This window comes from Modestobacter marinus, from assembly GCF_011758655.1.
Classification (GTDB): Bacteria; Actinomycetota; Actinomycetes; order Mycobacteriales; family Geodermatophilaceae; genus Modestobacter; species Modestobacter marinus.
The window spans coordinates 1,953,514-1,980,509 of sequence record NZ_JAAMPA010000001.1 but is presented as its reverse complement, the minus strand read 5'-3'; the positions used below and the strand labels follow the sequence as shown (position 1 = coordinate 1,980,509).

The 26,996-nt window shown below is 74.6% G+C and carries 27 protein-coding genes; 15 read left to right on the top strand and 12 right to left on the bottom strand.

Annotated features, from left to right (window positions below):
- Window positions 1-23 precede the first annotated feature (23 nt).
- Window positions 24-1,724, bottom strand: coding sequence for a DUF885 domain-containing protein (locus FB380_RS09380; protein ID WP_229681850.1), 1,701 nt, complete (start codon window positions 1,722-1,724; stop codon window positions 24-26).
- Between the two features lie 5 nt (window positions 1,725-1,729).
- Window positions 1,730-2,302, bottom strand: a complete 573-nt coding sequence (locus FB380_RS09375) for a heme-binding beta-barrel domain-containing protein (protein ID WP_166754831.1) — start codon at window positions 2,300-2,302, stop codon at window positions 1,730-1,732.
- A gap of 287 nt (window positions 2,303-2,589) precedes the next feature.
- Here FB380_RS09375 and FB380_RS09370 point away from each other — a divergent pair, with 287 nt between their 5' ends.
- Complete coding sequence (locus tag FB380_RS09370) at window positions 2,590-3,438, top strand: alpha/beta fold hydrolase (protein WP_166754830.1); 849 nt, start codon at window positions 2,590-2,592, stop codon at window positions 3,436-3,438.
- The gene (locus FB380_RS09365) at window positions 3,438-5,186 is read left to right on the top strand and encodes a putative bifunctional diguanylate cyclase/phosphodiesterase (protein WP_166756182.1); all 1,749 of its coding nucleotides are present in this window, start codon (window positions 3,438-3,440) and stop codon (window positions 5,184-5,186) included. Before FB380_RS09370 ends, FB380_RS09365 begins: the two co-directional genes overlap by 1 nt.
- Here FB380_RS09365 and FB380_RS09360 read toward each other — a convergent pair.
- Window positions 5,120-6,103 carry an NAD-dependent epimerase/dehydratase family protein gene (locus FB380_RS09360; protein WP_166754829.1) on the bottom strand — a complete coding sequence of 328 codons (984 nt, stop codon included), beginning with the start codon at window positions 6,101-6,103 and terminating at the stop codon, window positions 5,120-5,122. The genes FB380_RS09365 and FB380_RS09360 overlap by 67 nt on opposite strands.
- Before the next feature lie 126 nt (window positions 6,104-6,229).
- On the opposite strand from FB380_RS09360, the gene FB380_RS09355 reads away from it, so the two are divergent.
- Window positions 6,230-6,919 carry a TetR/AcrR family transcriptional regulator gene (locus FB380_RS09355; protein ID WP_166754828.1) on the top strand — a complete coding sequence of 230 codons (690 nt, stop codon included), beginning with the start codon at window positions 6,230-6,232 and terminating at the stop codon, window positions 6,917-6,919.
- A 147-nt stretch (window positions 6,920-7,066) separates the two neighbouring features.
- Here FB380_RS09355 and FB380_RS09350 read toward each other — a convergent pair whose 3' ends face one another.
- The 5 genes from FB380_RS09350 to FB380_RS09330 form a co-directional block, all read right to left on the bottom strand.
- Window positions 7,067-7,360, bottom strand: a complete 294-nt coding sequence (locus tag FB380_RS09350; protein WP_166754827.1) for a DUF1416 domain-containing protein — start codon at window positions 7,358-7,360, stop codon at window positions 7,067-7,069.
- A gap of 6 nt (window positions 7,361-7,366) precedes the next feature.
- Window positions 7,367-8,194: a sulfurtransferase gene (locus tag FB380_RS09345; RefSeq protein WP_166754826.1), complete on the bottom strand. Its 828-nt coding sequence runs from the start codon at window positions 8,192-8,194 to the stop codon at window positions 7,367-7,369.
- Between the two features lie 276 nt (window positions 8,195-8,470).
- Window positions 8,471-8,818, bottom strand: coding sequence for a TlpA family protein disulfide reductase (locus FB380_RS09340; protein WP_229681849.1), 348 nt, complete (start codon window positions 8,816-8,818; stop codon window positions 8,471-8,473).
- 79 nt (window positions 8,819-8,897) lie between these two features.
- On the bottom strand, window positions 8,898-9,587 hold the full coding sequence (locus FB380_RS09335) for an LmeA family phospholipid-binding protein (protein WP_166754825.1): 690 nt from the start codon (window positions 9,585-9,587) through the stop codon (window positions 8,898-8,900).
- Window positions 9,588-9,608: 21 nt separating this feature from the next.
- Window positions 9,609-10,430, bottom strand: a complete 822-nt coding sequence (locus tag FB380_RS09330; RefSeq protein WP_166754824.1) for a hypothetical protein — start codon at window positions 10,428-10,430, stop codon at window positions 9,609-9,611.
- Between the two features lie 182 nt (window positions 10,431-10,612).
- On the opposite strand from FB380_RS09330, the gene FB380_RS09325 reads away from it, so the two are divergent.
- From FB380_RS09325 to pstB, 6 genes are all read left to right on the top strand, one after another.
- Entirely contained in the window at window positions 10,613-11,350 is a 738-nt protein-coding gene (locus FB380_RS09325; protein WP_166754823.1) for a winged helix-turn-helix transcriptional regulator, read from the top strand.
- A 19-nt stretch (window positions 11,351-11,369) separates the two neighbouring features.
- Window positions 11,370-12,305: a mycothiol synthase gene (gene mshD, locus FB380_RS09320; protein ID WP_188959500.1), complete on the top strand. Its 936-nt coding sequence runs from the start codon at window positions 11,370-11,372 to the stop codon at window positions 12,303-12,305.
- 258 nt (window positions 12,306-12,563) lie between these two features.
- Window positions 12,564-13,679: a phosphate ABC transporter substrate-binding protein PstS gene (gene pstS / locus FB380_RS09315; protein WP_166754822.1), complete on the top strand. Its 1,116-nt coding sequence runs from the start codon at window positions 12,564-12,566 to the stop codon at window positions 13,677-13,679.
- A 109-nt stretch (window positions 13,680-13,788) separates the two neighbouring features.
- Window positions 13,789-14,739: a phosphate ABC transporter permease subunit PstC gene (gene pstC / locus FB380_RS09310; RefSeq protein WP_166754821.1), complete on the top strand. Its 951-nt coding sequence runs from the start codon at window positions 13,789-13,791 to the stop codon at window positions 14,737-14,739.
- The gene (pstA, locus tag FB380_RS09305) at window positions 14,739-15,821 is read left to right on the top strand and encodes a phosphate ABC transporter permease PstA (protein ID WP_166754820.1); all 1,083 of its coding nucleotides are present in this window, start codon (window positions 14,739-14,741) and stop codon (window positions 15,819-15,821) included. The genes pstC and pstA overlap by 1 nt, the downstream gene beginning before the upstream one ends.
- Before the next feature lie 38 nt (window positions 15,822-15,859).
- Window positions 15,860-16,639 carry a phosphate ABC transporter ATP-binding protein PstB gene (gene pstB / locus FB380_RS09300; RefSeq protein WP_166754819.1) on the top strand — a complete coding sequence of 260 codons (780 nt, stop codon included), beginning with the start codon at window positions 15,860-15,862 and terminating at the stop codon, window positions 16,637-16,639.
- A 24-nt stretch (window positions 16,640-16,663) separates the two neighbouring features.
- Here pstB and FB380_RS09295 read toward each other — a convergent pair whose 3' ends face one another.
- Window positions 16,664-18,157, bottom strand: coding sequence for an LCP family protein (locus FB380_RS09295; protein WP_229681848.1), 1,494 nt, complete (start codon window positions 18,155-18,157; stop codon window positions 16,664-16,666).
- Between the two features lie 1,049 nt (window positions 18,158-19,206).
- On the opposite strand from FB380_RS09295, the gene FB380_RS09290 reads away from it, so the two are divergent.
- Window positions 19,207-20,511, top strand: a complete 1,305-nt coding sequence (locus FB380_RS09290) for a hypothetical protein (protein ID WP_166754817.1) — start codon at window positions 19,207-19,209, stop codon at window positions 20,509-20,511.
- Window positions 20,512-20,572: 61 nt separating this feature from the next.
- Here the strand turns inward: FB380_RS09290 and FB380_RS25955 are convergent, their stop codons facing one another.
- A complete protein-coding gene (locus FB380_RS25955; protein WP_166754816.1) occupies window positions 20,573-20,998 on the bottom strand; it encodes a DUF2795 domain-containing protein in 426 nt (141 codons plus the stop codon).
- Between the two features lie 34 nt (window positions 20,999-21,032).
- The gene (locus FB380_RS09280) at window positions 21,033-21,242 is read right to left on the bottom strand and encodes a hypervirulence associated TUDOR domain-containing protein (protein WP_164703215.1); all 210 of its coding nucleotides are present in this window, start codon (window positions 21,240-21,242) and stop codon (window positions 21,033-21,035) included.
- A gap of 317 nt (window positions 21,243-21,559) precedes the next feature.
- On the opposite strand from FB380_RS09280, the gene FB380_RS09275 reads away from it, so the two are divergent.
- The 5 genes from FB380_RS09275 (at window position 21,560) to cysD (ending at window position 26,612) form a co-directional block, all read left to right on the top strand.
- The gene (locus FB380_RS09275; protein ID WP_229681847.1) at window positions 21,560-22,384 is read left to right on the top strand and encodes a siderophore-interacting protein; all 825 of its coding nucleotides are present in this window, start codon (window positions 21,560-21,562) and stop codon (window positions 22,382-22,384) included.
- 123 nt (window positions 22,385-22,507) lie between these two features.
- Complete coding sequence (locus FB380_RS09270) at window positions 22,508-23,248, top strand: response regulator transcription factor (protein WP_229681846.1); 741 nt, start codon at window positions 22,508-22,510, stop codon at window positions 23,246-23,248.
- Entirely contained in the window at window positions 23,245-24,816 is a 1,572-nt protein-coding gene (locus FB380_RS25950; RefSeq protein ID WP_229681845.1) for a sensor histidine kinase, read from the top strand. Before FB380_RS09270 ends, FB380_RS25950 begins: the two co-directional genes overlap by 4 nt.
- A gap of 33 nt (window positions 24,817-24,849) precedes the next feature.
- Window positions 24,850-25,569 carry a PaaI family thioesterase gene (locus FB380_RS09260; protein ID WP_166754815.1) on the top strand — a complete coding sequence of 240 codons (720 nt, stop codon included), beginning with the start codon at window positions 24,850-24,852 and terminating at the stop codon, window positions 25,567-25,569.
- A 134-nt stretch (window positions 25,570-25,703) separates the two neighbouring features.
- Complete coding sequence (cysD, locus tag FB380_RS09255; RefSeq protein WP_166754814.1) at window positions 25,704-26,612, top strand: sulfate adenylyltransferase subunit CysD; 909 nt, start codon at window positions 25,704-25,706, stop codon at window positions 26,610-26,612.
- Here the strand turns inward: cysD and FB380_RS09250 are convergent.
- Entirely contained in the window at window positions 26,603-26,914 is a 312-nt protein-coding gene (locus FB380_RS09250) for a hypothetical protein (RefSeq protein ID WP_229681844.1), read from the bottom strand. The genes cysD and FB380_RS09250 overlap by 10 nt on opposite strands.
- Window positions 26,915-26,996: the final 82 nt, after the last annotated feature.

The following is a 26,996-nucleotide window of genomic DNA, read 5'->3' as shown; positions in this document are numbered from 1 at the left end:
GCGTGCGCGAGAGGCGTCGCTTCCTAGAGCTGGGCGAGTTCGGCGGCCAGGTCGTCGAGGCCGAGGCTGCCCTGGGAGAGGGCGGCCATGTGCCATGCCTTCAGGTCGAAGTCGGCGCCCCGCGCCTGCTGGGCGGCCGCCCGGCCGGCCAGCCAGGCCCGCTCCCCCAGCTTGTAGCTGATCGCCTGCCCGGGCATGCCCAGGTAGCGGACCAGCTCGCTGTCCAGGAAGTCGGCGTCCCGGCCGCAGTTCTCCCCGAAGAAGGCGCGCGCCAGCTCCGGCGTCCACGGCTCGCCGCGGTGCGCGGCGACCGCGCCCTCGGCGTCGTCGGGGATCGGCAGCTCCAGGTGCATTCCGATGTCGACGACCACCCGCACGGCGCGCATCTGCTGCGCGTCCAGGTAGCCCAGCCGCGCACCCGGGTCGGTCAGGAAACCCAGCTCGTCCATCAGCCGCTCGGCGTAGAGCGCCCAGCCCTCGACGTTGGCACCGACCGACCCCAGCGAGGTCTGGTAGGAGGACAGGTCGCCGGAGACGTACGCCCACTGCGCCAGCTGCAGGTGGTGACCGGGGACGCCCTCGTGGTACCAGGTCGAGACCAGGTCCCACAGCGGGAAGCGCTCCCGGCCCAGCGTCGGCAGCCAGGTGCGCCCGGGCCGGGAGAAGTCCTGGGTGGGCCGGGTGTAGTACGGCGCCGCTGCGCTGCCCGGCGGGGCGATCATCGCCTCGACCTGGCGCACCGGGCCGGCGATGTCGAAGTGCACCCCGTCGAGGGCCTCGATCGCGGTGTCCATCATCGCCTGCAGCCGCAGCCGGACCGGCTCCACGCCCTCGACGGCCTCGCCGTGCTCGCTCAGCCAGCGCATCGCCTCCATGGGCGTCGCCCCGGGGAGCGCCCTCTCCGCCTCGGTGCGTTGCTCGGCCAGGATCCGCTGGTGCTCGGCCCAGCCCCAGGCGTAGGCCTCCTCCAGGCCGCGGCCCGCGCCGAGGTCCGAGCCGTTCCACGACCGGGCGAACCGGGCGTACCGCTCGCGGCCCACCGCGTCCGGGGTGCCCTCGGCCTGCGGGGCGTAGGTGTCCCGGAGGAAGTCACGGACGGCGGCGACGGCGCCGTCGGCAGCCGCGGCGGCGGCGTCCAGCTCGGCGCGCAGCTCGTCGGGGCCGGCGGCGACCAGGCCGGCGAAGTAGGGGCCGGACAGCCACTCGTCGAGCTGCCCGACGACGGTGTGCACCTGGCGGGGCGCGGCGAACAGGCCCCGCGCGGCCCCGGCGCTCAGCGACTCGCGGTAGCCGCGGTAGGCCGCCGGGACCCGGGCGAGCCGGCGGGCCAGCACCGCCCAGTCCTCCGGCGTCCGGGTCGGCATCATCGAGAAGACCTGCCGGATGGAGTGGACCGGGGAGAACAGGTTGGACACCGCCCGCAGGTCCTCGCCGGCCTCGTGCAGGTCCAGCGCAGCCGTGAGCCGCTCCCGCAGCAGCCGCGCGCAGCGGCGCTCCACCGGGTCGTCGTCCAGCGACGGGTCCGCGGCCAGCACCGCGTCCAGCTCGGCGAGCGTGGTCCGGATCAGCTCGGCCTCGGCGGCCAGCCCGGTCGGGCTGGTGTCGGGCAGCCGGTCGTCCCCGGGGCGGGTGCCCAGCTGGGTGGCGACGATCGGGTCCAGGTCACAGACCGCGTCGACGTAGCGGTCGGCGACCTGACGGGGGGTGGTGGCGGGCTGCGTCACGGTGCTCAGCGGATCCTCTCCAGGCGGGCGGACATGGTGGGGCGCAGGGGCTCGTCGCCCGCCGCCCGGTCGACGGCGTAGAGCAGGGCGCCGTCGACGATGCCGTACAGCCGCTTGGCCCGGCTGGTGTCGGGGTGGTCGGGGGTGCGGGCCAGGACGTCGCTGTCCAGCTCCCAGCTGGTCGTCGTCCGGGCCGTGCCGACGTAGATCTCGACGAGGCCGGCCGGCGAGCTGACCAGCAGCTCCACCTCCTCCTCGCCGCGGGGCCGCCAGAAGCCGGACTCCCGCTGGTCCGGGCCGGCGACCTGGCCGTCGTCGGTGAGCCGCCACGTGCGCGACTCGTAGCTGAGGAAGCCGCGCCCGTCGTGGGCGAAGCGGACCCACTGCCCGAAGCGGTGGTCGCCCTCGGTGCCGGCGGCCTGCCCCTCCCCGTGCCACTCGCCGAGCAGCGGCAGCACCGACAGCAGCTCGTGGGCCACCTCGGGCCCCTCGCGGACGTCGACGGTGTCGGGCACCGGCAGCTCGGTCGGGCCGGCGACCGGCCCGTTCGGGAGGCCGGGCGGGACGGGGGCGCTCATCGGGCGCGCCCCGGTCGCTCGGCACGGGCGACCCGCCACGCCGAGGCGGCGAAGCCCAGCGCGACCAGCGCGACGAGGGTGATGAGCACCCAGGCGGAGAACAGACCCATGCCGTCACGGTAATCCGGGGGGCCGGTGCGCACCGGGAGCGGGGCGCCCTCACCCGACGGGAGGAAGACCGGCGGCGTCCGCCCGTTCCGCTCAAGCAGGCGCGCCGTCCCGTCGAAGTAGGGAGTGCACGACGGATCTCGAACACCGCGGATCCGCGATCAGTTCGAGGTGACGGCATGTCGATGGAGGTGGCCATGGGGCCGACCGATGTCCTGACCGGACCGGTGGCGCAGCGGCTGCACGTGACCAGCACGGGCGACCCGGACGGGCCGGTCCTGCTGCTGGCGCACGGTTTCGGCTGCGACCAGGGGATGTGGGACGGCGTCCTGCCGCACCTGCGCGCGGACCACCGGGTCGTCCGCCACGACCTGATGGGGTACGGCCGGTCCGACGTCGCGGCCTACGACCCGGTCCGCTACGCCACGCTGGACGGGCACGCCGACGACATGCTCGCCATCTGCGCCGAGCTGGACCTGCACGACGTCACGCTCGTCGCGCACAGCGTCAGCACGATGATGGCGCTGCTGGCCGCGGTGCGAGAGCCCGGGCGCTTCCGGCAGCTCGTGCTGGTGGCGGCGTCCCCCTACTTCCTGCAGGACCCGGCTGCCGGTTACGACGGCGGCTTCTCCACCGCCGACATGGCCGAGGTGGCCGGCGCGCTGGACAGCAACTACTTCACCTGGGCCGAGGCGATGGCCCCGGTGATCATGGGCACCCCGGACGACCCGGAGCACGGCGACCGGCTCACCGCGAGCTTCTGCCGGGTCGACCCCGACATCGCCCGACAACTGCTCGGGACCATGTTCGCCACCGACTTCCGCCCCCTGCTGCCCCAGGTCGCCACACCCACGGTCATCCTGCAGAGCCGGGCCGACGCGATGGTGCCGCCGTCGGTGGGCGACCACCTGCACACCCACCTCGCCGGCTCCACGCTGGTGCAGCTGGAGGCCATCGGGCACTGCCCGCACATCAGCGCACCCGAGGAGACGGCCGCGGCCATCCGCGCCCACCTCCTCCCCCGGTGATGCGCGACTACGCCGAGCTCTGGCAGCACGCCCCCGGCGGGCACCTGCTGCTCGACGACGACGGCCTGGTCACCGCGGTCAACGCGACCTTCACCGACTGGACCGGGCACATCGCCGCGGACCTGCTGGGCACCCCGTTCGCGAGACTGCTGCCCATCGGCGACCGGGTGCTCTACACGACGCACTCCCTCCCCCAGCTGATGGTCAGCGGCCGGATCGCCGAGGCCTCCGTCCAGGTCCTGGGACCCGACGGGGCGCGGCACCCGGCCCTGCTCAGCGCCACCCGCGCCGACGGGCCGGAGGGGCCGGAGACGCAGATCGTGCTGGTCGACGCCCAGCAGCGCCGCCGGTACGAGGAGGAGCTGCTGGCCGCGCGCCGGCGGGCCGAGGAGTCCGAGGCCCGGATCACCGAGGCCGAGGCCGAGCTCACCGAACTGGTCCACCACGACGCGCTCACCGGGCTGCTCAACCGCCCCGGGCTGCTCCGGGCCCTGCGCGGCCGGCTCGGTGAGGCCCGCACCGACCGGGGGGACGGCGCGGTGCCGACCGTGCTGTTCGTCGACCTCGACGGCTTCAAGACGGTCAACGACGCCCTCGGGCACGCAAGCGGTGACGAGCTGCTGCAGGTGGTCGCGCGCCGCATCCGCTGCGCCTCCCGCGCCGGCGCGGACGTCGCGCGCTTCGCCGGCGACGAGTTCGTCGTCCTCGACGACGTCGCCCCCTCCGGCGCGGCCCGGGTCGCCGAGCGGTTGATCGACCTGCTCGCCGAGCCGGTGGTGCTGCAGGGCGTGGAGGTCGTCGTCACCGCGAGCGTCGGGGTCTGCTCCGCCGAGGTGCCGGTGGCCGAGGCGGATGCGGCCGGGCTCCCCGAGCTGCTGCTGCGCCGGGCCGACCACGCCATGTACCGGGCGAAGGCCCAGGGCAGCGGGCACTGGACCGCCCACCGCCCCGGGGACAGCGACCCCGGCGCCGACCGGCTCCTGCTGCTGGAGCAGCTGCGCAGCGGCATCCGCGAGGGCGAGCTGCGGGTGCACTACCAGCCCCGGCAGCACCTGCCGACCGGGCAGCTGAGCGGCGTCGAGGCGCTGGTCCGCTGGCAGCACCCGACCCGGGGACTGCTCCAGCCCGCCGCGTTCATCGACGCCGCGGAGCAGTCCGGGATCATCCGGGAGCTGGGTGCCTGGGTGCTGACCGAGGCCGTCGAGCAGGCCGTCCGCTGGGACGCGGCCGGCGGACCGGCGGGCCTGCAGACGGCGGTCAACCTCTCCGCCCGTCAGCTCGCCGACCCCGACCTCGTGCCCCTGGTGGCCCGCACCCTGGCCCGCGCCGGGCTGCCGGCGTCCCGACTGGTCCTGGAGATCACCGAGACGGCGCTGATGACCGACCCGGACGCCGCCCTCGCCTCGCTCCAGGCGCTCAAGGCGCTGGGTGTCCTGCTGGCCGTGGACGACTTCGGCACCGGCTTCTCCAGCTTCACCTACCTCAAGCGGTTCCCGGTCGACGAGCTGAAGATCGACCGGTCCTTCGTCACCGGGATGACCACCGACGCCGGCGACCACGCGATCGTCGCCAGCTGCGTGCACCTCGCCCACGCGATGGGCCTGGTCGCCGTCGCGGAGGGTGTGGAGACCGCCGCCGAGCGCGACGCCCTCCGCGCACTGGGCGCCGACCAGGCCCAGGGCTACTTCTTCAGCCGGCCGGTCCCGGCCTCCGCGCTGCTCCCCGAGCCGGCCGACGTCCCCGGCTGAACCGCCGCGACGGTGCTGCGGACGACGTCGTCCCACGGCGTCGCGGCCAGCCCGAACACCGCGGTGGTCTCGGACGCGTCCAGGACGAACTCCTGGTCCCACTGGTGCCGGATCGCCCCGACCTCGCGCATCAGCGGGACGGCGAGCCCGGCAGCCCGCAGCACCGGCCAGGGGATGCCGCTGACCCTGGCCGGCGGTGCGCCCATCGCCCGGGCCAGGTCGGTCAGCGCCTGCCGCTGCGAGCGGGGCGCCGGGCTGGGCACGTGCCAGGCCCGGCCCCAGGACCGGTCGTCGGCGCCCAGCGCGATCAGCGTGGCCGCGGCGTCGGGCACGTGGGTCCAGCTGTGCCGGACGTCGGGGTCACCGACCACCCAGGCCCGCCGGCCGCGCCGCAGGGTCTCCAGCTGGCGGACCAGGTGCGACTGGGCGGGCGGGATGCCCGGGCCGACGAAGTCCGAGGCGCGGGCCTCGGTGACCCGGAGCCGACCGGCCTGGTGCGCGGCGAGCGCGTCGGTCCACAGCTGCGCGCGCAGCCGCCCCTTCTCGTCCGTGGCGGCCAGGGGGCTCTGCGGCGTCAGGGGGCCCGACGGGCGGCCGTAGCCGTAGAGGTTGCCCATGACCACGAGCCCGGCGCCGGAACGCTCGGCCGCGGTGAGCAGAGCCGCCGCCAGCGGCGGCCAGTCGCGGCTCCAGGTGGTGTAGTCCGGGGGGTTGACCGCGTTGTAGAGCAGGTCGGCCCGGCCGACGGCGCGGGTCAGCGCCTCGGCGTCGGCCGCGTCGACGGCCCGGTGCTCCACCCGGTCGGTGCTCGTGCCGCCGCTACGGGAGAGCACGAGCACCTCGTGCCCCTGCTCGGCCAGCAGCCGCGCCGTCGTCGACCCCACCGGGCCCTTGCCGACCACCACGTGACGCGCCATCTCGTACTCCTCGACACACAGGGAGAGCACTGCTCTCGGACGCGGTCAGCGTGCTCGCGGGCGACACATCTGTCAAGAGCAGTGCTCTCTGTTGCGTGCACCGCTCTCGACTGGCACGCTGCTCCGGTGCCGCCCACCACCGCCCGCGAGCGCGCCCGCGCCGAGCTCACCGCGGAGATCACCGACCTCGCCCGGGAGCAGCTGGCCACCGTGGGCGCCGCCGGGCTCTCGCTCCGGGCCGTCGCCCGGGAGCTGGGCATGGCCTCCTCCGCCGTGTACCGCTACTTCCCCAGCCGCGACGAGCTGCTCACCCGGCTGATCATCGACGGGTACGACTCCCTGGGTGAGGCGGCCGAACGGGCTGACGACCCCACCGCTGCGCCGATGACGCGGTGGCTCGCGGTCTGCCGGGCGGTGCGCCGCTGGGCCCTGGCCCACCCGCACGAGTACGCGCTGCTCTACGGCTCGCCGGTGCCCGGCTACCGGGCTCCCCAGGACACCGTCCCGGCGGCCGTCCGGGTCGGCGCGGTGCTGGGCCGGGTGCTCGGGGACGCCGCCCGGGCCGGTCTGTTGCCGCCCGCGACGGGCCGGTCGACCGGCACGGTCCACCCGGACGTCGCACCGGTGCTGGGCGGGGACCACCCGGCGCTGGACGACGCCGTGCGCGCCCGGGCGCTGCTGGCCTGGAGCTCGCTGTTCGGCGCGGTGAGCTTCGAGCTGTTCGGTCACCTCGTCGGCTCGGTCGCCGACGCCGACGCCTTCTTCGACGACGCCATGCGCGACCTCGCCGGGCTCGTCGGCCTGCCGGACAGCTGAGCATGCCCTTCACCGGCAGCTACCCCGCCGCCGTCCTGCCGTTCCTGCGCACCGCCGCCCACACCGGCCGGACCGGCTGGCAGACGACAGCGCCCGCCCCGGCCGGAGCCGGAGCGGGCGCTGGTGGACCCGTGACGCGGGCCGTCGTCAGTCGATCGCGAGGGTCGTCTCGTTCAGCCCGACCTCGGCGTCGACCGGGCGCTCGGCCCGGCCGACCGGCGCCAGGGTGCGCAGCGTCCAGCGCCCCGGTGCGGCGAAGAACCGGAACTCACCCTCCGGGCTGGTCACCACCTCGGCGGTGAACTCGTCGGTGGCGTCCAGCAGCCGCACGTACGCGCCGGCGACCGGTGCGCCGTCGTGCCACACCGATCCCTGGATGACGGTCTGGGTGCTCAGGTCGACACCGGCCAGGCTGCCGCCCTGCTTCGGGGCTCCGCACATGTCAGCTCACTTCTCGATCGGGACGCCGACCAGCGAGCCGTACTCGACCCAGGAGCCGTCGTAGTTCTTGACGTCGGACTTGCCGAGCAGCTCGCGCAGCACGAACCAGGTGTGGCTGGAGCGCTCGCCGATGCGGCAGTAGGCGATGGTCGGCTTGCTCTCGTCGTAGCCCTGCTCGGCGTAGAGCTTGGCCAGGTCCTCGTCGCTCTTGAAGGTGCCGTCCTCGTTGGCCGCCTTGCTCCACGGGATGTTCATCGCCGTGGGCACGTGCCCGGCCTTCTGCGCCTGCTCCTGCGGCAGGTGCGCGGGGGCGAGGATCTTGCCGGAGAACTCGTCGGGCGAGCGCACGTCGATGATGTTCTTGCTGCCGATGGAGGCCACGACCTCGTCCCGGAAGGCGCGGATCGACAGGTCCGGCTCGCTGGCGCGGTAGGTGGTGGCCGGGCGCTCCACGACGTCCTTGGACAGCGGGCGACCGTCGAGCTCCCACTTCTTGCGGCCACCGTCGATCAGCTTCACGTCACCGTGCCCGTAGAGCGTGAAGTACCAGTAGGCGTAGGCGGCGAACCAGTTGTTGTTGCCGCCGTAGAGCACCACGGTGTCGTCGTTGCCGATGCCGCGCGAGGAGAGCAGCGCCTCGAACGCCTCGCGGCCGACGAAGTCGCGGCGCAGCGGGTCCTGCAGGTCGGTCTTCCAGTCCAGCTTGACGGCACCCTCGAGGTGGCCGCCGTCGTAGGCGCTGGTGTCCTCGTCGACCTCGACGAAGACGATCCCGGGGTCGCCCAGGTGCTCCTGGGCCCAGTCGGCGGTGACGAGCACGTCGCTACGGCTCATGGGTGTGGTTCCTCCATCAGGTGGGGCGGATGGTGCGGACGTCGTGCGGGGGCGGATCTGGAACGGGTGCAGATCCCGTGCGGGACCCGGGAGCCGGTGTCCACCGGAGCGCACATCCGGCGGCGGCCGGCCAGGGGGTGCGGAGAGCGGCGCGGGACGGCGTCCCCGGCGCGGGGGTGCGGCCTCAGCAGGCCGGACAGCGGGAGCTGCCGACGCGGCACAGGTCGACTGTGCGGCGCGAGGTCAGCAGGGGGCCCACGGCGCGAGGGTAGCGGATCACGGTGCCGACCTCACGTGAGCGGCCACCAGGGCGGCCAGCTCGGCCGGCTGCGGCGCGCCGGTGTGGCGGGCCACCACCGTGCCGGCACCGTCCAGCCAGATCAGCGTCGGCGTGGCCCGCACGTCGAGCGCCCGCACCTCGTCCAGGTGGCTCTCGGCGTCCACGTGCACGTACGACAGCCCCGGCCGGGTGGCCTGCAGGCGCTGCAACCGGGCCCGGGTGGCCCGGCACGGCCCGCAGAAGGCCGTGGAGAACTGGACGACGGTCAGCTCCGCCTCCGCCGGACGCACCCCGAGCCGGGCCAGGGCGCCCGTGGCGTCGGCGCTGCCGGTGGTCGTGGTCACCTCAGGGGCAACGGGCGCCCGGCCGGTCACATTCCGGCGGTCGCCCTCGCGCCACCGACCGGCGGCGCCGCACCGGGTCTCAGCCCTGCAGCACCGTGTCGGTCGCCCTCACCCGCACGTGGACCCCGTCGTCCTGGGGGTCGACGCCGGTCAGCTCCAGCCCGAAGGGCAGCTCCGGCACCGGGTAGCGGAAGTCGAGCACGTCGACGGCGCGGTCCAGGACGAAGCCGGGGACATCGACGCCCGCCGCCGACGCGTCGTCCACGTCGACCACCAGGTCCCGCCCGTCGAGGGTGACGGTGCCCAGGGCGGTGACCGGGACCATGAGGCCGGCGAGGTCGAGCGTGCGCTCGATCCGCAGCCGGTCGCCGTCGGGGGCCAGCTGCGTGTCGCCGCCGAGTTCCCGGGCGAGCAGTGCGTAGGCCAGCGTCGCCGTCCCGTCGACCTGCTCGACCGGGATCGCCACGACCGAACCGGAGACCACGTCGGACAGCGGCACCTGCACGCCGAACAGCGACACGTCGGCCCGGGTGCCGGCCGGTTCACCCAGCTGCTCGGCGGTCAGGCTGATCCGCACCTCGTCGTACCGGCCCGACACCGCCTGGGTGAGGAACGGGAACCCGGTGATGTCGACCTCCGGCGTCCCGGCCAGCTCACCCCGCGCGGCCAGCTGGTCAGCGACCTGCCCCTCGGCGACGGAGACGCCGACCCGGTCGACCAGGACCAGCAGGCCGAGGGCGAGCAGCAGGGCGATCAGGAGTGCCTTCACGCCCCGAGTCTCCCCTGCCGCTCAGCCGGCGCCGTACGCGGCGAGGGCGTAGGCGACGGGTGCGACGGCGGCCAGCGGGAGCACCGCCTGCACCACCGGCAGCGCCCAGCTCCACGTACCGCGCTCGGCCACGACGTACGAGGCGCCCAGCGCGGTCAGCGCGGCCGCCCCACCCAGTGCTGCGCCGTAGATGGCCGCCGACAGGACGTCGACCAGCGCGTCGCCCGCTCGGTCCAGCAGGGCCACCCCCGTGGCGGCCAGCACGGCGAGGACGACGCCGAGCAGGCCACGGGGCACGTCCGGCGTGATCTCCGGGCGGGGCAGCACGACGTCGACCAGGTGCCCGACCAGCAGGGCGGCACCGACCACCAGCACCGCCGTCTCCAGTGCCCGCGGCCCGCCCTCGAGCCGGGCGACGCCCAGCAGCACGGCCAGCGCGGACACCGAGCACACCAGCAGGACGACGCCGGCCAGGGACGCGACCAGGTAGCGGCGCGGCGCCGGGCGGGTCATCTGGTGGACGACGGCGGCCAGGAACCCGAGGCCGAGCACCGCCAGCAGCCAGTCCAGCTGCGGGCGGGCCGGGAGGAGCATGGCCGCGTCCGCCGCGACCGCCGCGGCGCCGCCCAGGGTGAGGGAGCCCAGGAACCCGCGGATGCCGGTGGCGACCACCCAGCCGGCGACCAGCCCCGCCTGCAGCAGCGCCACCGAGACGACCCGCCCCGTGTCGCCGAGCTCGGCGGGCAGCCAGACGGCCACCGCGGTGACCACGACGACCATCCCGGCCGCCGGGAGGTGATGGGCGCGCGGGGACAGCTGGGTGTCCGGAGCGGCCTGCGTCACCCCGTGATCCTCGCAGAGGCGACCCGGCCCGCCGGGTGCGCCGGCGTCCTCGTGTCGCCGGCACGCGACCGGACCGTGCAGTACGTCACGACATCGTCATGACGGCGACGCACGTCCGCTATCCTGCAGCTTCACCTCGACAGCGCCGTCGACGGCCTGGGTCCGCCCAGTGAGGAGACGACATGCGACTCGTGCTCATGACCTCGGCCCGTCAGGCCACCACCGAGGTCCTCCCGGCCCTGGGGCTGTTGGCCCACCAGGTGCGCGTCGTGCCCCCCGAGCTGTCCAGCCTGCTCGACGGTGACGCCGGGGACGTCGTCCTGGTCGACGCGCGTCACGACCTCGTCTCCGCCCGCACGCTGTGCTCGCTGCTGGCCTCGACGGGCGTCGCCGCCTCCCTGGTCGCGGTGCTCTCCGAGGGCGGCCTCGTCGCACTGTCGGCCGACTGGGGGGTCGACGACGTCGTGCTCGACACCGCCGGCCCGGCCGAGGTCGACGCCCGGCTGAAGTGGGCCTCCGCCCGCCGGCTGGCCGCCGCCACCCCTGCCGACGGCGCCGAGGGCGGCGTGACGAAGGCCGGCGAGCTGGTGATCGACGAGCACAGCTACTCGGCGAAGCTCCGCGGCCGCCCCCTCGACCTCACGTACAAGGAGTTCGAGCTCCTCAAGTACCTCGCCCAGCACCCGGGCCGGGTCTTCTCCCGCGCCCAGCTGCTGCAGGAGATCTGGGGCTACGACTACTTCGGCGGCACCCGCACCGTCGACGTGCACGTCCGCCGGCTGCGCGCCAAGCTCGGCACCGAGCACGAGGCGCTGATCGGCACCGTCCGCAACGTCGGCTACAAGCTCGACCAGCAGGTCGCCGACGCCACCGCCGCGGCCAACGTGGCGTCGCTCGACAGCGGCGTCCCGCTGTCCTGAGCACGGTCCGCTGAGCCAGGTGCAGGTCGAGGTCGCCGAACGGCTCCCCGCCGAGGTCGTGCAGGAGGTGCGGGGGCTGCTCGCCGCCGCGCTGGCCGCCGACGGGGTCCGGCCGGTCTCCGAGGAGTCCGAGCTGCGGCTGCAGCACGGCGGCCCGGTGGGCGGCGTGGACGTCACCGCGCGGGACGACGCCGGCACGCTGCTCGGCTACGCCCGGCTGGAGCTCCCGCCCGGGGACCCGGAGGCCGAGGCCGAGCTCGTCGTGGCCCCGGGCAGTCGCCGCCGCGGCGTGGGCACCGCCCTGGCCGCCCGGCTCGAGGAGCTCGCCGCCGACCGCCCGCTCCGGGTGTGGGCCCACGGCGAGCTTCCCGGTTCCGCCGAGCTCGCCCGTCGCCGCGGCTACGACCGGGCGCGGGTGCTGCTGCAGATGCGCCGCCCGCTGGACGACGTCGACCCGGCCCCCGAGGTCGCGCTGCCCGCGGGCGTGTCGGTCGCGACGTTCCGGCCGGGCACCGACGAGGACGCCTGGCTGCGGGTGAACGTCCGCGCGTTCGCCGCGCACCCGGAGCAGGGCCGGTGGACCCGCGGCGACCTCGCACTGCGCGAGGCCGAGGCGTGGTTCGACCCGGCCGGGTTCTTCCTCGCCTGGCGCGAGGAGCCCGAGGGGCCCCGGCTGCTGGGCTCGCACTGGACCAAGGTGCACCCGGCCGGCGAGGTCGGCGACGAGCCGATCGGCGAGGTCTACGTCCTCGGCATCGACCCGGACGCGCAGGGGATGCGGCTGGGCCGGGCGCTGACCGACCTGGGACTGGCCCACCTGCGCGCCGCCGGCCTGTCCGCCGTCCTCCTCTACGTCGAGGAGGACAACACCGCCGCCGTCGCGCTGTACGAGCGGAGCGGGTTCACCCGGCACGCCGTCGACGTCTCCTGGCGGCGGCCCGCCGACCGCGGCTGATCGTCGTCCGACGACCCTGCGCACCCGTGATCCACGACACGCAATACCGTAACGAAGCCATAACGGCCAGCCCGCCACGGCCGGGTTCACCCAGTGGACGGCCAACGTCCCCACACTGGGCACCCAGCCATCCGATGCCGTTCATTGCGCGTTCACCGTTCCACCCGGAGCCGTCCACCTGGGGTGCTTAGCGTCCTCGACGTTCGGTTCCCGCTGCCCGGCTCCGACGTCCGGGCACACCAGTGAAAGGCCACTGAGTTGAAGCTCAGCACCACGACGCGCACGGCGGCTCTGTCCGCAGCGCTCGCCGCCACCTTCGCCCTCAGCGCGTGCGGCGCCTCCAACGAGGAGACCGACGCCGGCACCGCCGCCGCCGGTGGCGACAGCGGGGAAGAGCTCAGCGGCACGCTCGTCGGCGCCGGCGCGAGCAGCCAGCAGGCCGCCATGCAGGGCTGGACCGCGGGCTACTCCAGCGTCCAGCCCGACGTCACGGTGAACTACGACCCGGTGGGCTCCGGCGGTGGCCGTGAGCAGTTCATCGCCGGCGGCACCAACTTCGCCGGCTCCGACGCCGCCCTGGACGACGAGGAGCTCGCCGCCGCGCAGGAGCGCTGCGCCGGCGGGGAGATCTTCGAGCTGCCGAACTACATCGCCCCGATCGCCGTGGTCTACAACCTCGAGGGCGTCGAGGGTCTGAACCTCCCGCCGGAGGTCATCGCCGGGATCTTCGCCCAGCAGATCACCAACTGGAACGACCCGGCGATCGCCGAGGCGAACCCGGACGCCACGCTGCCGGACCAGGCGATCACCGTGGTCAACCGCTCCGACGAGTCCGGCACGACCGAGAACTTCACCGAGTACCTCTCCGCGGTGGCCCCGGACGTCTGGACCTACGAGCCCAGCGGTGACTGGCCGGTGCAGGGTGGCGAGCAGGCGCAGGGCACCTCCGGTGTCGTCAGCGCCGTCCAGGCCGGCCAGGGCACCATCGGCTACGCCGACCTCTCGCAGGCCGGTGACCTGGGCGTGGCCAACGTCGGCGTCGGCGAGGAGTTCGTCGAGCCGACGGCCGAGTCGGCCGCCGCGGTCGTGGAGAACTCCGAGACGCTGGAGGGTCGTGGCGAGTACGACTACGCCATCGAGCTGGCCCGCGACACGACCGAGTCGGGCAACTACCCGATCGTGCTGATCAGCTACCACATCGGCTGCATCACCTACGAGGACCAGGAGACCGCCGACCTGGTCTCGGACTTCATGTCCTACGTGATCAGCGAGGAGGGCCAGCAGGCTGCCGCCGAGGCCGCCGGCTCCGCCCCGATCTCCGACGGTCTGCGCGAGCAGGCACAGACCGCGATCGACGCGATCACCGCCGGCTGACCAGGCACCATCCCGCTGCGGCCCGGGGCGTCCTCCGACGCCCCGGGCCGCAGCACCGCCTCCCCACCCCCGGCCCGCGCGCACCACGACCACGACCCACGGAGCAACGGTGACAGCCACCCAGACGGCGTCCGAGCCCACCGCCGACAAGCCCGTCCGCAGGTTCGGCGACCGGCTCTTCGCCGGCGCCGCCCGGGGCTCCGGCATCCTGATCCTCGTCATCCTCGCGGGGGTCGCCGCCTTCCTGGTCGCCGAGGCGATCCCGGCGCTGCTCGCCCCCGCCGAGGACGTCCCCGGCGGCGAGGGCCTCTTCGCCTACGTCGACTCCCTCGTCTTCGGCACGCTCCTCGCCTCCGTCATCGCGCTGGTCCTCGGGGCCCCGCTGGCAGTGGCGATCGCGCTGTTCATCACCCACTTCGCCCCCCGGCGGCTGGCCATGGGCCTGGGGTACCTCGTCGACCTGCTCGCCGCGATCCCGAGCATCGTCTACGGCTTCTGGGGCATCACCTGGCTGGCGCCGAAGCTGGTGCCCTTCTACCAGTGGCTCGAGGCCAACCTCGGCTTCATCCCGCTGTTCAGCGGGCCGGCGTCGGCGACCGGCCGGACCATGCTCACCGCCGGCATCGTGCTGGCGATCATGATCCTGCCGATCGTCAGCGCCATCTCCCGCGAGGTCTTCACCCAGGTGCCCACGCTGCACAAGGAGGCCGCGCTGGCCTTGGGCGCGACCCGCTGGGAGATGATCAAGATGGCCGTCATCCCCTACGGCAAGAGCGGGGTCATCGGCGGCTCGATGCTCGGCCTGGGCCGGGCGCTGGGCGAGACCCTCGCGGTGACCCTCGTGCTCTCCGTCGGCGGTGGCATCACCTTCGACCTGATCAGCAGCTCCAACCCCGGGACGATCGCGGCGAACATCGCCCTGCAGTTCCCGGAGTCCACCGGCATCGCCGTGAACACCCTGATCGCCAGCGGCCTCGTGCTGTTCGTCATCACCCTGGCGGTCAACATGCTGGCGCGCTGGATCGTCAACCGTCGGGCCGACTTCTCCGGAGCGAACTGATGACCACCCAGACGCCTCCCCGGGCGACCGGCGCCTCCCCCGCCACCCGCGAGACGCAGCGCTCCGAGGGCACCCTGCCCACCTGGGCCCTCGTCGCCGCCTTCGCCGCCGGCGCCGCGCTCGCCGCCGTGCTGAGCGTGCTCACCGGCTTCAACATCGTGCTGTTCGTCATCTACGCGGTCGTCCTCGGCACCCTCGCGGTCTACCTGCTCTCCCGCGTCAAGGAGGGCCGGCGCAGCTCGACCGACCGCCTCGTCACCGCCGTCGTCACGACGGCCTTCGGCATCGCGATGGTGCCGCTGGTCGCGCTGGTCTGGGAGGTCGTCGGGCGCGGCATCGAGCGGCTGGACCCGGAGTTCTTCCAGGCCTCCCTGCAGGGCCTCATCGGCGAGGGCGGCGGTGCCTACCACGCCATCTTCGGCACGCTGATCATCACCGTGCTGACCGCGCTCATCTCGGTGCCGATCGGTCTGATGACCGCCATCTACCTGGTGGAGTACGCGCAGGGCCGGCTCAAGCGCCTCATCACCTTCTTCGTCGACGTCATGACCGGCATCCCGTCCATCGTCGCGGGTCTGTTCGCCTACGCGCTGTTCGTGCTGATCTTCGGCCCGGGCATCCGGCTGGGCATCATGGGCGCCATCGCGCTGTCGGTGCTGATGATCCCGGTCGTCGTCCGGTCGGCCGAGGAGGTCCTCAAGCTGGTCCCCAACGAGCTGCGTGAGGCCGCCTACGCGCTCGGCGTGCCGAAGTGGCGGACGATCCTCAAGGTGGTCATCCCCACCGCCATCGCCGGTCTGGGCACCGGCGTCACGCTGGCCATCGCCCGGGTCGTCGGCGAGACCGCGCCCCTGCTGGTCACCGTCGGCATCACCAACGCCACCAACTTCAACCCGTTCGACGGCCGGATGGCCACCCTGCCGGTGTACGCGTACTACCAGCTGACCCAGCCGGGTGTCCCGCCCGAGTACGCCATCGACCGGGCCTGGACGGCAGCCCTGTTGCTCATCATCCTGGTCATGGGCCTCAACGTGGTCGCCCGCCTGATCAGCCGTATGTTCGCCCCCAAGACGAGCCGCTGACGACCGTCGCGAGCCCGAACAAGGAAGGGACCACACCCGTGGCCAAGCGCATCGAGGTCTCCGACCTCGACATCTACTACGGCAACTTCCTCGCCGTCCAGGGTGTCAACGTCTCCGTCGAGCCACGCACGATCACGGCGCTGATCGGGCCCTCGGGGTGTGGCAAGTCGACGTTCCTGCGCGCACTCAACCGCATGCACGAGGTCATCCCGGGCGCGCGTGTCGAGGGCAAGGTCGTCATGGACGGCCAGGACCTCTACGGCGCCGACTCCGACCCGGTGAGCGTCCGCCGGCAGGTCGGCATGGTGTTCCAGCGGCCCAACCCGTTCCCGACCATGTCGATCTACGACAACGTCGCGGCCGGGCTGCGCCTCAACAGCCGCAAGATGAGCAAGTCCGACATGGACGACCTCGTCGAGCGGTCCCTGCGCGGCGCCAACCTGTGGGAAGAGGTCAAGGACCGCCTCGACCGCCCCGGTTCCGGGCTCTCCGGCGGTCAGCAGCAGCGGCTGTGCATCGCCCGGGCGATCGCCGTCGAGCCCGACGTCCTGCTCATGGACGAGCCCTGTTCCGCGCTGGACCCGATCTCCACGCTCGCCATCGAGGACCTGATGAACGAGCTGCGCGAGCGGTTCACCATCGTCATCGTCACGCACAACATGCAGCAGGCGGCGCGGGTGAGCGAGTTCACCGGCTTCTTCAACCTCAACGGCGTGGGGCAGCCCGGCCGGATGATCGAGTACAACCCCACCGAGAAGATCTTCAGCAACCCCGACGAGAAGGCGACGGAGGACTACATCTCCGGCCGGTTCGGGTGATGCCCCGCTGAGCGGCGGTCCCGCTCAGCTGCAGGACGATGCGGCCCCGGCCTCCGCGACAGCGGGGTCCGGGGCCGCTGTCGTGGGCACCGGTGTGCCGAGGTCGACGGGGGCCAGGCCGGTGAAGTCCGGCCCGACGACCAGCTGCACCGCCGTGCCGACGAGGTCGGTCTCGACCAGGACGGCCCCGGGCACGGCCGCGGCCACCGTGCGCGCCGGCTCCAGCGCGGCCGGGCCGTACCGGACGACGGTGCGCTGCACGGTGGCCGGCTCGACCCCCCGGGCACCGACCCGGAAGCCCGCCGCGGCCAGGCCGTCGGCCACCTCACCCGTGCGCCCGGCACCGGAGCCGTCCAGCACGTCCACCGTGACCCCGGCCGGGGCCACCGAGACCGTCGTCCCTGCGGGGACCGGGTCGGCTGCGGCCGCCGGCTCGGTGAGCGCGGGGTCGGTCGGCGCCGCACCGGCCACGGCCTCGCCGGCCGGGTCGGGCAGCTCCCCTGTGTCGATGACCGCGTCGAACAGCTGCCGGGTCGCGGTGGCGTCGATGACGACCACCGCTTGGTCGCTGCCGCTGGGCACGTGGCCGACCTCGGCGACCGGCAGCCCGGTGCGCTGGACGGCGTCCACCGGCAGGTCGCCCAGGGCGGCCCCGAAGGCCCGGAGGTCGCCCAGCGTCGTCGCGCCGTCCACGGTGAGGGCATCGCCGGCGCGGGACAGGAAACGGGTCAGGGTGAGCGGGTCCGCCAGCGTGCTGCCCGTCAGGGCGGAGTCGAGCGCCGAGACCAGCACGCGCTGCTCACGCTCCGCCGCCGCCGCGCCCGTGACGTCGGGACCGGTCGGCTGCAGGTAGCCGGCCACGTCCGCACCGGCCAGCCGCTCGCCGCCCGCGCCGGGGCAGGCCGGCACCCCGCCGAGCGCCTCGACCATGCCGGGCAGCCGGGCGAGGTCGACGGCGACGTAGTGGTCGACCCGCAGCCCGGTCAGCTGCTGCACCGACCGGACCAGGCAGGACGGTCCCCCGTCGAGCAGGGCGGCGGCGAACGGCTCCGTCATGGCCTGGCGCAGGTCGCCGTCCGCCGTCCGGCAGACCGGGGTGTCGGTCAGCGCCGTGGGGGGCAGGCTGACCAGGACCGCCTGCTCGCCGTCGCCGGAGACGTGCGCGAGCACGGGGCTGATCGCCGCCAGCTCTGTGTCCCCGGGCGAGCCGGTGCCGACCACCAGGTAGGTCGACGAGGTCTCCTGCAGCTGCGGGGCCAGCACCTCGGGGCCGTCGGTGACCAGCGCGTCGACCCGGTCGATCCCGCGGTCGACGTAGAAGTAGAGGCCGACGTAGTAGACGGTCACCAGGCCGAGCAGCGCGACCAGCGCGAGGGCGACCCGGGTCAGCCGACGGCGGACCGGGCCGGCCGGTGGACGCGACGCCGGCAGGTCGGCGACCGTGGCACCCCCGGGGACCAGGGGCACGTCGCGGCCGGGGATCGGCGGGACGGGCAGGCTGCGGCGCACCCCGGGCACCGGCACCGAGTACTGCGGTGGCGCGGAGGGCGGGCTCGCGGTCCGCGGCGGCGGAGGTGCCGCGGCCGCCCGGTGCGGAGGCGCCGCGGGCGGTACCGGAGGCGTGGGCGGAGCCGTTGCCGCAGGCGGGGTCGGCACGGCTCCGGGCGTCGCACGGGGGACCGGCCGTGGGGGCACCGGCGCGAGCGGTGTCGCGGCCGGAGGCGGCGCGGCCTGGCCGCGATCGGCGGGTGGCGCCGAGCTCCGCGGGAGACCAGGGGCCGGCTCGGCCGGCGCCGAGGCAGGGACCGGGGGACGACGGCCCGCCATCGGCGTGGCCCGCGGCGCGGCGGGCGGTGCCGGCGCGGGCGAGCCGGGGGGCGCGGCCGGCGGGCGGGCGGCCCGCACCTCCGGCTCCTCGGCCGGGGTGGCGGGCTCCGGCTCGGCGGCCGGTCCGGGCATCGCCGGCTGCCAGCCGGTCGGCAGCACCGGCGGCGAGGGCACGACGGACGGCTCCGGACGGTCCCGCCGTGCACCCCGGGCCCCGAACTCGTCCGAGGGGGCCGACCGGGCGGGCCCGTCACCCCGGGCAGGTGCCGGCTGCCACAGCGGGGTCCCCGCATCGTCGACCGGCGGCTGACGGCCGGTGACCTCACCGGCCTCCCGTCGCTCGGCCCGTCGCCGGCGGACCCCCGTACCGGAGCGGGCCAGCAGCTCGGCGACGGTCAGCGGCGCGGCCGGGCCGTCTGCGCCGGGAGCGCCCGCATCGCCCCCGCGCACCGGGGGGACCGCGCCGGCCGGTCGGTCGCCGCGGCGGGGACCGCGGTCGTCCCCGTCCCGCGTCGGCTGGTCCGCCACCGGCGTCGACATCCCATCGTCGTTGTCCGCAGTCGCTCGCTGCGCGGTCGTCCTGCGCCCCGGGACGGCCGAGACCGCCGCCAGCGCGACCGTTCCACGATACGGGCGGTGGGCCACCAGGCCGGGCGGACGCGCGGACGGTGGCGGATCGGGTCGCCCGGAACAGCGCTCTCGACCGGCAGGCTGACCCACCGGAACGTAGCGTCTGGCCCGTGAAGTTGCCTCTTCCCGGCCCGTCGGACGTGCTGCACGCCGCCGAGGGCCTCCGTGACGGCGTCGCCGAGGCCCTCGCCCTGCTGCCCCGGGTGGTGGGGGCGCTCAGTGAGGGTGAACAGCTGCTGAAGCGGGTCGGGGTGCTGGTCGACCGGATGGAGCGCATCGCCGACCGGGCCGAGGTGGCGGTCGCGGGCATCGACGTCACCCGCGCCCACGCCGACGAGGCCGTCGCCCGGATCGGCGTCACGAACGACGCCGCGGACGCCGCCGTCGCACGCATCGGCGTCACCAACGAAGCGGCAGACGCCGCGGTGGCACGTATCGGGGTGACGAATGACGCCGCGGACGCGGCCGTGGCTCGGATCGGCGTCACGAACGACGCCGCAGACGCCGCCGTCGCCCGGATCGGGGTCACCAACGACGCCGCCGACGCCGCTGTCGCCCGGATCGGCGTCACCAACGACGCTGCCGACGCCGCTGTTGCGCGCATCGGGGTCACGAACGACGCCGCCGACGCAGCCGTCGCCCGGATCGGCGTCACGAACGACGCCGCCGACGCCGCCGTCGCCCGGATCGGCGTCACCAATGACGCCGCGGACGCCGCCGTCGCCCGGATCGGCGTCACCAACGACGCTGCCGACGCCGCTGTTGCGCGCATCGGGGTGACCAACGACGCCGCGGACGAGTCCGTCGCCCGGATCGGGGTGACGAATGACGCGGCCGACGCAGCTGTCGCACGGATCGGCGTCACGAACGACGCCGCGGACGCCGCCGTCGCCCGGATCGGGGTCACCAACGACGCCGCCGACCAGTCCGTCGCCCGGATCGGGGTGACCAACGACGCCGCGGACGAGTCCGTCGCCCGGATCGGCCGGTCCACCGATGCGGCCGAGGCGCTCCTGACCGCCGTCTCGGGCACGGCCGGCGCCGCGGACGGGACGCTGGCCCGCGCGGAGGCGATGCTCGCCGCGATCTCCCCGCTGCTGGACGCCTACCGCCCGGCGTTGACCGCGCTGGCGCCGTCGCTGACCCGGTTCGCCGAGGAGCTGCACACCGACGAGGTCACCGCGATCATCACGCTGGTCGACCGGCTCCCCGACCTGGTGGTGCACCTCGACGAGGACGTGCTGCCGGTGTTGCTGACGATGAGCGACGTCGCACCGGACGTGCACACCCTGGTGGAGACGGTGCAGGACATGCGCCAGGTGGTGAAGGGCTTCCCCGGTTCACGGCTGTTCCGTCGCCGCGGCGCCGAGGAGATCGCCGAGGAGGAGGCCGAGGCGGAGTCCTCCTCCTCCTGAACGCAGCGACCGGCGCCGCCCCGCGGGGGCGACGCCGGTCGCTGGTCGATCAGATCGGGGATCAGGTCTCCGTCGGGTAGCCCAGTGCCCGGACGACGTCCCCGATGCGCTCGTAGACCTGCCCCTCGGGCAGCCGGGACAGCTCGTCGGCCACGACGTCGGGGGCCCGGTGGTCACGGGCGGCCTCGACCAGCTCCGGGCCGGTGCTCGGGAAGTCCGCCCGGTCCAGCCAGCGGGACAGCTCGGCCCGGGCCACGACCGCATCCGCGTCCATCCCCTGCGGGACCCCGCCGACCAGCGTGCCGGCCGGGTCGGCGTCGATGTCGGGCTGGTCCTCCCCGACCGGCTCCACCTCGCGCCACTCCTCCGAGCGGGTGGCCCGCTCGGCCTTCATCATCCCCTGCACCTCGTGCTCGAGCTCCTCGTCGAGGCGCGGGCTGTGCTTGTTGCTGCGGCTCCCGGTGAAGCCGGCGTCGGACTCGCTCACGTTCTCCTCCTCCGTGCGGGCGTCGCCGCGCCGCTCAGTCCTTCTCCAGTGCGCTGGGCTTGTGCACGGCGGTGCCCCCGCTCTTCTCGCTCTCGACCTCGTACTGCGGGTCGTCGGAGCTGGCGCGCACCGTGCGCCCGGCAGCCTCGGTGTCCTCGGTGATCTTCCGCTTCACCGTGCCCTCGGCCGTCCCGCCGTGGCTCTTCCAGCTCACGTGGTCGCCCTTCGAGAACTCCTCCGCCATGTCAGGCCTCCCTCTCGCACCGTCGGTCCGGTGTGCCTGCCCGTGGCGGCGCGACCGCACACATCGGGGGCCGGCGCGCGACGACCCGCCCCCTGCCACCCGACGGCGGTCACTCGTTCGGGGCATCTCCGACCAGGCGGTGGTGCCGACGGCGCGATCGTCACGTAGCGTGCTGACTCGACGGGACGCACACGACGTCTTCCCTGATCAGTGCGATCAACTGGTCACGTTGGGTGAGGTCCTCGTCCACGATCGCCGGCTCGGCTGGCCCCATTCCCCCGGGGCCGGCCGGGCCGGCCCCGTTAGGGTCGGTCCCCGTGGCACCGATCGAGGAACCCGCCCCCACGGCAGCCGAGCCCGGCGCCGGGGCAGCCGACCCCGCCGTCCGCCCGGTCGACGTGCTCCGCGTGACCTCGGTGCAGGACGTGACGCGCGCCGTCCGCCGGGTCACCCTGACCGCGTCGGCCGCCGTGGTCGCCGCCTGCGGCCCGACGATGTCGCTGCTGGTCCCCCGCCCCGACGACCGGTCCCCGCGCTGGCCGCAGGTGGCCCGCGACGGCCGCATCGTCTGGCCGCAGGGCAGCCACGGCGTCGCCCTCCGCAGCTACACCGCGCGACGGCAGGACCCGAGCGCCGGTGAGATCGACGTCGACTTCGTGCTGCACGGCGACGGCCCGGCCGCCTCGTGGGCGGCGTCCGCCCAGCCCGGTGCCGTGCTCGGCCTGGCCAGCGCCGCACCCCTGGGCGCCTCCCCCGCCGGCTGGCTGCTGCTGGCCGGCGACGAGACCGCGCTGCCCGCGATCAGCCGGATCCTGGCGGCGGCCGCGCCGGACACCCGCGGCGTGGCCCTGCTGGAGGTGGCCGGCCCGCAGGAGGAGCAGCCGCTGGCCGCACCGGCCGGCGTCGAGCTGCGCTGGCTGCACCGGGCCGGGACGGCGCCGGAGGCGAGCACCCTCCTGGTCGACGCCGTCGCGGCGCTGTCCCGTCCACCGGGTGAGGACCTCTTCGCCTGGGTGGGTGCCGAATCGGCCGTCGTCCGCGCCGTGCGCGCGGACCTGCGAGGCCGGTGGGGCCTGCGCCGGGGTCAGCACCACGCCATCGGCTACTGGCGCGCCGGCCGCGCGATGTCCCCGGCCGGTTGACGCCTCGCCGGTCCCCACGGCCGGACACCCAGGCTCCTCACAGGTAGCGTCCAGGACAGCCGCAGCCGCCAGCGGAACCCTGGAGCGATGACGACGTCGCCGCAGGGTCCATCGGGAGGGGACGTGTCCACCATCAGCTCCGGCTCACCGGCGCCCGGCGCCCGACGGCCCGAGGCCCGGCTCCTCGTCGTCGACGACGAGCCGAACATCCGCGAGCTGCTCTCGGCCAGCCTCCGCTACGCCGGCTTCGAGGTCGCCACCGCACCCGACGGGCAGCAGGCCCTGTCGATCGCCGACGAGTTCCACCCGGATCTGCTGGTGCTGGACGTGATGATGCCCGGGATGGACGGCTTCGGCGTCGTCCGGCGGCTGCGTCAGAACGGGACGAACACCCCGGTCCTCTTCCTGACCGCCCGGGACGCCGCCGAGGACAAGGTGGCCGGGTTGACCCTGGGTGGGGACGACTACGTCACCAAGCCGTTCAGCCTCGACGAGGTGCTCGCCCGGATCCGGGCGGTGCTGCGCCGGACGCAGAGCGTGCCGCAGGCCACCGAGGCGCCGCGGCTGACGTTCGCCGACATCGAGCTCGACGAGGAGTCCCACGAGGTCCTCAAGGCCGGCAAGCTGGTCAGCCTGTCGCCGACGGAGTTCAAGCTGCTCCGCTACCTGATGACCAACTCCGGCCGGGTGCTGTCGAAGGCGCAGATCCTCGACCACGTGTGGAACTACGACTTCAACGGCGAGGCCAACGTCGTCGAGTCCTACATCTCCTACCTGCGGCGCAAGATCGACACGACCGAGCCGCGGCTGCTGCACACGCTGCGCGGCGTCGGCTACTCCCTGCGGCTGCCCCGCGGCTCGTGACCGCCACCGTCCGGCGCGCACCGGTGGAGCCCGCGCCGTCCCCGGACGTCCCGGCCCGCACGACCGACCGCCGTCCTCCTCCCCGGGTGCCCTTGCGGATCACCCTCGTGGCGCTGATGGTCACCCTGGTCGCCGCGGCCCTCACCGCCACCGGCTTCGCCGCCACCTCGCTGATGCGCGACTACCTGATCGACCAGCAGGACGCCCAGCTGGCCAGGACGCTGGAAGGGGTGGCGGGGGAGCCGTTCCAGGTCATCCAGTACTGCACCCAGGGCGAGATGCGGTTCCCCCGCAGCGACCAGTACATCGCCTGCGCCGACCTCGGCGCCGGTGACGGCACCCTGACGGTCGCGACGGGCCCCCCGGACGACGGCGACCTGCCCGACGTCGGCGACCTGGACCCGGCGTCGGTCGACGGGCCGCGGATCTTCACCGCCACCGCCCAGGACGGGCGGACCAACTGGCGGGTGGGGGCGACCCGGGTGCCCGCCACCCCCTTCAGCGAGGACTTCGTCCTCCTCGTGGGGGTCGACCTCTCCGCCGACGAGGACGCCCTGGGCTGGCTGGTGCGGATCGAGCTGGTCGTCGGGCTGCTGGTCCTCACGGTGCTGGGCGTCGCCGGCCACCTGATGGTGCGCAACAGCCTGCGGCCGCTGGTCGAGGTCGAGCACACCGCCCAGGCGATCGCCGCCGGCGACCTGTCCCGGCGGGTGCCCGACGGCGACGACCGGACCGAGGTCGGCCGGCTGTCGCTGGCGCTCAACGGCATGCTCGGCCGGATCGAGAGCTCCTTCCGCGCGCAGCAGGCCTCCGAGGAGCACGCCGTCGCCTCCGAGGCGCGGATGCGCCGGTTCGTCGCCGACGCCAGCCACGAGCTGCGCACCCCGCTGACCTCCATCCGCGGTTTCGCCGAGCTGCACCGCCAGGGCGCGGTCCACGGCCCGGAGGACACCGGCCGGCTCATGCAGCGGATCGAGTCCGAGGCGACCCGGATGGGCCTGCTCGTCGAGGACCTGCTGCAGCTGGCCCGGCTGGACCAGCAGCGGCCGCTGGCCCTGGCGCCCGTCGACCTGGCCGAGCTGGCCGGGGACGCCGTGCACGACGCCCGCGCCGTCGCCCCCGACCGGCCGGTCGTCCTGCAGCTGGACCCCTCGCTCACCGACGTCCCCGTGGTGCGCGGCGACGAGGCCCGGTTGCGCCAGGTGATCGGGAACCTGGTCACCAACGCGCTGACCCACACCCCCGCCGGCACCCGGGTGACCGTCCGGGTGGCCGAGGACCCCGCCGCGCCCGACTGGCTCGTCCTCGAGGTCGGCGACGACGGGCCCGGGCTGGCCCCGGCCGACGCGGACCGGGTGTTCGAGCGGTTCTACCGGGCCGACTCCTCCCGGACCCGGGCTGCCGGGGGCACCGGCCTCGGGCTGTCGATCGTCGCCGCGCTGGTCGCGGCGCACGGTGGCCGGGTCGAGCTGCGCACCGCCCCCGGCGAGGGCGCCACCTTCGCCGTCCACCTGCCCCGCTCCGGCCCTCCGGCCCAGACCCCGGACCAGGAGCCGGGCCCCTCCTGACCCGGCCGTGGGACCGACTGGTCCAATCCACGGGTGACGATCGAGGGAACCGCGTCCGAGGCCGAGCTGCTGGCTGCCGTCACCGACCTGGGCAGCGCCCTGCGCGAGCTGGTCGGCAGCACGGTGACGACGACGGTCCCGGCCGCCGAACTGCGGTCGGCCGCCGTCGCCGTCCGGCAGGTCACCGCCCGGCTGTCGGCCGCCCGCCGCAGCCGCGACCAGCTGCCGGCGCTCGACGACCCGGGGCAGTCCCGCCGGGTCTTCAACCCGGTCAGCGGCGTCGGGAACCCGCTGGCCCCGCCCCTGGTCATCCGGCGCGAGGGCGACGGCGTCACCACCGAGGTGGCGCTGGGGCTGGCCTACGAGGGCCCGCCGAGCTACGTGCACGGCGGGATCAGCGCGCTGATGATGGACCAGCTGCTCGGCGCCGCGGCCATCGCTGCCGGGCGCTGGGGCATGACGGCACGGCTCGAGCTGGACTACCGCCGTCCGGTGCCGCTGGAGACGGCACTGGTGCTGCGCGCGGCGGTCGGCGAGAGCGCCGGCCGCCGGACCACGGTCACCGGGACGATCGCGCTCGCCGCGGACCCCGACCAGCCGCTGGTGCAGGCGCACGGGATGTTCGTGACGCCCCGGCCGGAGCAGGCCGCTGCCTACTTCGCCGCGATCACCGATGCCGCCGGCCGGCCGACCCCGCCCGGCCGGCCCGGGGACGCCACCGCGGTCGTCGACCGGCCCGGCGCCACCGGCTGAGCCGCCCGGCCGCCGGGCCCGGGTACGCCATGCCGGACACTGGTGCCGGGAATCCCCATCACGTCGATGAGGTTGCCCCACTGATCGCGTCGCCGTCCGGCGACGTCTACCGTCGTCCCCAGGAGCTCGACAGCGTGTCCACCGCCGACCACCGGCTCACCCAGCTGCAGACGCTGGAGGCCGAGTCCGTCCACGTGATCCGCGAGGTGGCCGCCGAGTCCGAGCGGCCGGTGCTGCTGTTCTCCGGCGGCAAGGACTCGATCGTCATGCTCGAGCTCGCCCGCAAGGCGTTCGCGCCCGCCCGCATCCCCTTCCCGGTGATGCACGTCGACACCGGGCTGAACTTCCCCGAGGTCCTGGAGTTCCGGGACAAGCGGGTCGCCGAGCTCGGCGTGGAGCTGGTCGTCGCCTCGGTCCCCGACGCCATCGCCGCCGGCACGGTGCGCCAGGAGCCGAACGGCTCGCGCAACCGGATCCAGACCCCGGTGCTGCTGGACGCCGTCGAGCAGCACGGCTTCACCGCCCTCTTCGGCGGCGCGCGGCGCGACGAGGACAAGGCGCGGGCCAAGGAGCGGATGTTCTCCTTCCGTGACGAGTTCGGCCAGTGGGACCCGAAGAACCAGCGCCCCGAGCTCTGGGACCTCTACAACGGCCGGACCCACCTCGGCGAGTCGATCCGGGTCTTCCCGCTGTCGAACTGGACCGAGCTGGACATCTGGGGCTACATCGCCCAGGAGGAGATCGCGATCCCGCAGCTGTACCTGGCCCGCGACCGGGACGTCGTGGACCGCCAGGGGATGCTCTACGCGGTCAACGAGTTCATCACGCCCCGGGACGGCGAGCAGGTGCTCCGGGAGAGCGTCCGGTACCGCACCGTGGGCGACGCCAACCTGACCGCGGCCGTCCGCTCGACGGCCAGCAGCGTCGAGGAGGTCATCGCCGAGATCGCGGTGACCCGGCTGACCGAGCGCGGCGCCACCCGCGGCGACGACAAGGTCAGCGACGCCGCCATGGAGGACCGCAAGAAGGAGGGCTACTTCTGATGGCGGCGAGCACGCGCGGCCAGCGCGGCCTCCAGCCGCTCGACCTCCGCCTGCCGTCCCCGGAGGCGGGCCCGGCGCAGCGCGCGTCGCAGGCGCCGGCGGCGGTCGACCAGCACCCGGACGACGACGCCCAGCAGCAGCAGCCCGGTCAGCCAGCCGACGACCTCGGGCACGCCCGGGCCCAGCGGCGCGCCGAACGCCGAGCCGAGCAGACCGCTGGCCCACTCGGTGACGACGTAGCCGACGACGTAGCCCAGCACCACGACCATCAGCGCGGGCACTGCGGCAGCGAAGACGAACACCGTTCCCTCTCCGTGGACGTGGGGCCCAGCCTCCGCCCTCACGGAGCCGCCCGCCAGCACGACCTCCCACGAGACAGGGAAG

Excerpts from the sequence above, each read along its gene's own strand:
- pstA (WP_166754820.1), top strand. The coding sequence starts at position 14,739 with ATGACCACCCAGACGCCTCCCCGGGCGACCGGCGCCTCCCCCGCCACC.
- FB380_RS09280 (WP_164703215.1), bottom strand. The coding sequence starts at position 21,242 with ATGGCGGAGGAGTTCTCGAAGGGCGACCACGTGAGCTGGAAGAGCCAC.
- FB380_RS09345 (WP_166754826.1), bottom strand. The coding sequence starts at position 8,194 with ATGAGCCGTAGCGACGTGCTCGTCACCGCCGACTGGGCCCAGGAGCAC.
- FB380_RS09370 (WP_166754830.1), top strand. The coding sequence starts at position 2,590 with ATGTCGATGGAGGTGGCCATGGGGCCGACCGATGTCCTGACCGGACCG.
- FB380_RS09350 (WP_166754827.1), bottom strand. The coding sequence starts at position 7,360 with ATGTGCGGAGCCCCGAAGCAGGGCGGCAGCCTGGCCGGTGTCGACCTG.
- FB380_RS09325 (WP_166754823.1), top strand. The coding sequence starts at position 10,613 with ATGCGACTCGTGCTCATGACCTCGGCCCGTCAGGCCACCACCGAGGTC.
- FB380_RS09360 (WP_166754829.1), bottom strand. The coding sequence starts at position 6,103 with ATGGCGCGTCACGTGGTGGTCGGCAAGGGCCCGGTGGGGTCGACGACG.
- FB380_RS09375 (WP_166754831.1), bottom strand. The coding sequence starts at position 2,302 with ATGAGCGCCCCCGTCCCGCCCGGCCTCCCGAACGGGCCGGTCGCCGGC.
- FB380_RS09365 (WP_166756182.1), top strand. The coding sequence starts at position 3,438 with ATGCGCGACTACGCCGAGCTCTGGCAGCACGCCCCCGGCGGGCACCTG.